The following is a 4,357-nucleotide window of genomic DNA, read 5'->3' on the forward strand; positions in this document are numbered from 1 at the left end:
CCCGCAGCGGCGCCTCGCCCCGCTCCCGGGCGGCCTCGCGGACCCGACGCAGTTGCACGAGCGCCAGGTCCGGCCGGTCCGGCTCGAACGGGGCGGGGGTCTCAGCCATCGGCGCCGCCCTCGCGCCGGGGCTCGCGGATGTCACCCTCCACGGGGGCCGCGGCGGCCACGGCCTCGGAGCCCTCCGCGTCCTGGCGGATGAGCACGCGGTGGGCCGTGAGCTCCTCGGGGACGTCCTCGAGCGCGGCGGCCGTGACGATCACCTGCTCGGCCCGGTGCACGAGCGCGGCGAGGCGGCGGCGACGGGCGGCGTCGAGCTCCGCGAACACGTCGTCCAGGATCAGGACGGGGCGGGCGTCGGGGTCCGGGTCGTCCGCCACGAGCACGTCGTAGGCCGCCATGCGCAGGGCGAGCGCCAGCGACCACGTCTCCCCGTGGGAGGCGTAGCCGCGCGCGGGCGCCGGGCCCAGGAAGAGGGCGAGCTCGTCCCGGTGCGGGCCCACCAGGGTGAGCGCCCGCGCCCGCTCCTCCTCCCGCTGGGCCTCGAGCGTCCGGCGCATGTCCGCGGCCAGGTCCGCCACGGCCGGGACCTCCGCGTGGGTGCCGCGGGCCAGCGGGACGGTGGACTCGTAGGCGTAGGCCGCCGCCTTGGAGCCGTTGGTCAACGCCGCATACATCTCCTGGAGGGGGCGGGCCAGCAGGCGCAGCACGTGCAGGCGGCCGTGGAGCAGGCGGGCGCCGGCGGCGCAGAGGTGCTCGTCCCAGACGGCGAGGGTCGCGTCCTCCTCGGGGCCCCAGCGGCGAGAGCCGCGGCTCGACTTGAGCAGGGCGTTGCGCTGGCGCAGCACGCGTTCGTAGTCGGCGGCGGCCTCGCCGAGGGCCGGACGCAGCTGCACCATGAGCTGGTCGAGGAGACGACGGCGGCCGCCCGGCTCCCCCGTCACGAGGCTCAGGTCCTCCGGAGCGAAGACCACGGTGCGCAGGATCCCGAGGCCCTCCTTCGCCCGCACGGGGGCGCCGCGGTTGATGGCCACCCGGTTGGACCGGCCCGGCAGGATCTCCAGCTCGAGGGCGACGGTGCGGGACCCGCGGTGCACGCGTCCGGCGATCCGGGCCCGGTCCCGGCCGAAGCGCACGAGCTGCGCGTCCGAGCTGACCCGGTGCGACTGCTGGGCGCCGAGGTAGCCGATCGCCTCCACGAGGTTGGTCTTGCCCACCCCGTTGGCCCCGAGCAGCACCGTGGACCCCGGCGTCAGCTCCAGATCGGCCCAGCGGTAGGACCGGAAGTTCGCGACGGTGAGGTGGGACAGGTACACGGGAGCGTCCAGCCCCCTGCGTCAGGCGATGCGCACCGGCATCACGAGGTAGCGGTAGTCGGAGACGACGCCGTCCTCCTGGTTCACGCCGGTGAGCAGGGCGGGCTTGGGCGCGGACGTGAACGCGAAGCGCACCTGCGGCTGGTCCACCACGGCCAGGCCCTCGGAGAGGTAGGACGGGTTGAACGCCACGGTGATGTCCTCGCCCTCGAGCGTGCACGGCACGGACTCGTTGGCGCTCGCGTCGTCGCCGGTGCCGGCGTCCAGGGTGACCTGGCCGTCCGTGAACACCATGCGCAGGGCGGTGTTGCGCTCGGCGACGAGGGCCACGCGGCGGGACGCCTCGACCAGGGCGGCGGTGTCCACCACGGCCTGGATGGGGCTGGACTCGGGGAAGAGCGAGCGGATCTTGGGGTACTCGCCGTCCACGAGCACGGAGGTGGTGCGACGGCCGCCGGAGGCGAAGCCCACGAGGTCGGCGGTCTGACCGAGCAGGATCTCCAGGTCGCCGCCGGAGCCGAGGGACTTGGCGACCTCGGTGAGCGTGCGCGCCTTGATGAGCAGCGACGTCGAGAGGGACGGGTCCGCCGGGGTCCAGCGGATCTCCTTCATGGCCAGCCGGTAGCGGTCCGTGGCCAGGAAGGTCATGGTGTCGCCCTCGATCTCCACCTTCACGGCGGTGAGGATCGGCAGGGTGTCGTCCTTGGAGGCGGCGACGGTGACCTGGGCGACGGCGTGGGCGAACGCGGCCCCGTCCACGGTGCCCGCGGGGGCCGGCAGCTCGGGCAGGGCCGGGTAGTCGCCCACGGGCATCGTGGCCAGGGCGAAGCGGGAGGAGCGGCAGGTGACGAGCACCTTGCCGCCGTCGAGCTCCACCGTGACCTGGGCCTGCGGCAGGGAGCGGACGATGTCGTTCAGCAGGCGGCCGGAGACGAGCACCTGGCCCGCGGTCTCGACGTCGGCCTCGATCTCCAGGCGCGCGGAGGTCTCGTAGTCGAAGCTCGCGATGGACACGACGCCGGCCTCGGCCGTGATCAGCAGGCCCGAGAGCACCGGCACCGGCGGGCGCGGGGACAGGGAGCGGGCAGCCCAGGAGACGGCGTCGGTGAGGATGTCGCGTTCGACGGTGAACTTCACGAGCTGCACTGCCTCTCTGGGGGTGATGACGGGGGTTGCGGGCCCGGGGGGAACGGCGACACGCGGGCCTCAGCATAGGCGGTCCGCGCGGCGGGTGTCAGGTCGCCGACGAATGACAGCGGTGTGATTCCACGGATCTCGGGCGCCCGGGCGCAGCCCGGGCCGTCGAGGCGCTCAGCTCGGTGCGGGACGGCGGAGTTGATGTTGCTTGGCGGGATCTCTCCAGAGGGATCAGAAGGAGTGATAGCGGGTGTGGATCCTGTGGAGAACGCCGTTCTGCCGCGGCACCATGCGGATCCGGTTGGGGGAACCGTGTGGACGCCCGCTCGTTCGGGGTGTGCATCCGGTGTGGACGAGCCCCGGAGGCCCTCCCCCCGCTCTGCACAGGCCCGACCGGAGTTGTCCAGACTCATCCCCGGATCCACCCCCCAGTTGTCCACATTACTGTCCACAGGGCACATCCACACCCGTCGAAACCCGCGAGATCATGCGGTTTTCGGCTGTGGAGACCTGTGGATACGTGTGGGCAAGCGAATGACATCCGTGTGATTCACCAGCCTGTGCACCGTCGTCGTCCCCAGGGGTGTGGACGCGGCGTGAGCGGCCTGATTCCGCCATCCACAGGGGCGGAGGTTGTCCACAGCGGCGGGGGTTCTCCACAGAGTTGTCCACACCGGTGGACAATGTGGAGGAAGACTCGAGTCCCGGTCGAAGGTTCGAACCGGGACTCGAGGGGGGGCAGTGGGTGGCTCAGGCGCCGCGCTGTTTCCGCTTGATCTCGTTGGTGAGCTCGGTGACCTGGTTGTAGATCGTCCGCCGCTCGGCCATCAGCTCGCGGATCTTGCGGTCCGCGTGGATGACGGTGGTGTGGTCGCGGCCGCCCAGGACCTGACCGATCTTGGGCAGGGACATCTCGGTCAGCTCGCGCAGCAGGTACATGGCGATCTGCCGCGCCGTCACCAGCGTGCGGGTGCGGGACTTGCTGGTCAGCTCCTCGAGGGTGAGATTGAAGTACTCCCCCGTGGCGTGCAGGATCAGCTCCGGCGTGATCTCGTGTGCCGTCTCGTCCGTGATCAGGTCCTTGAGCACATGCTCGGCCAGCTCGATGTCCACGGTCTGCCGGTTGAGCGAGGCGAACGCGGTCACGCGGATCAGCGCGCCCTCGAGCTCGCGGATGTTCGTGGAGATGCGCGAGGCGATGTACTCCAGCGCCTCTGGCGGGGCCACGAGCCCCTCGGCCTCCGCCTTCTTCCGGAGGATCGCGATGCGCGTCTCGAGGTCCGGCGGCTGGATGTCCGTGATCAGCCCCCACTCGAAGCGGGAGCGCAGCCGGTCCTCGAACCCGGAGAGCTGCTTGGGCGGCAGGTCCGAGGTGATGACCACCTGCTTGTTGTTGTTGTAGAGCGTGTTGAAGGTGTGGAAGAACTCCTCGACCGTCGCCTCCTTGTCCGCCAGGAACTGGATGTCGTCGATCAGCAGGATGTCCACGTTGCGGTAGACCTGCTTGAACGAGGCGCCCTCGTCGTGGCGGATGGAGTTGATGAAGTCGTTGGTGAACTCCTCCGAGTTCACGTACCGCACCCGCAGGCCCGGGTAGAGGCGACGGGCGTAGTGCCCGATCGCGTGCAGCAGGTGCGTCTTGCCCAGGCCGGACTCGCCGTAGATGAACAGCGGGTTGTACGCCTTCGCCGGCGCCTCGGCCACCGCGTTCGCGGCGGCGTGCGCGAACCGGTTGGACGAGCCGATCACGAACGTCTCGAAGTGGTAGCGGTCGTTGAGGCGGCTGGTCTCCGCGGACGTCGACGGCGGCGCGGGGGTCGGCTTGCCGTTCCCGCTCGGGGCCGCGGTCGCAGCGGGCGCGACGTCGGCCGGCGGCTCGATGCGGAAGCCCGGCAGCTCCTCGG

3 protein-coding genes are annotated in these 4,357 nt (G+C 71.3%); all 3 read right to left on the reverse strand.

Features of this window, described 5'->3' with window-relative positions:
• Positions 1 to 101: 101 nt before the first annotated feature.
• Positions 102 to 1,316 (reverse strand): DNA replication/repair protein RecF, encoded by a 1,215-nt coding sequence (recF, locus tag HMPREF3105_RS05845; protein WP_070708965.1) that lies wholly within the window; start codon positions 1,314 to 1,316, stop codon positions 102 to 104.
• 21 nt (positions 1,317 to 1,337) lie between these two features.
• Positions 1,338 to 2,453, reverse strand: coding sequence for a DNA polymerase III subunit beta (dnaN, locus tag HMPREF3105_RS05850; RefSeq protein WP_002856446.1), 1,116 nt, complete (start codon positions 2,451 to 2,453; stop codon positions 1,338 to 1,340).
• A 750-nt stretch (positions 2,454 to 3,203) separates the two neighbouring features.
• Positions 3,204 to 4,357 (reverse strand): chromosomal replication initiator protein DnaA (gene dnaA / locus HMPREF3105_RS05855; RefSeq protein WP_210401429.1); only part of this gene is annotated, 1,154 nt, incomplete at its 5' end.

The organism is Micrococcus sp. HMSC31B01, assembly GCF_001816085.1.
GTDB classification, from domain to species: Bacteria; Actinomycetota; Actinomycetes; order Actinomycetales; family Micrococcaceae; genus Micrococcus; species Micrococcus luteus.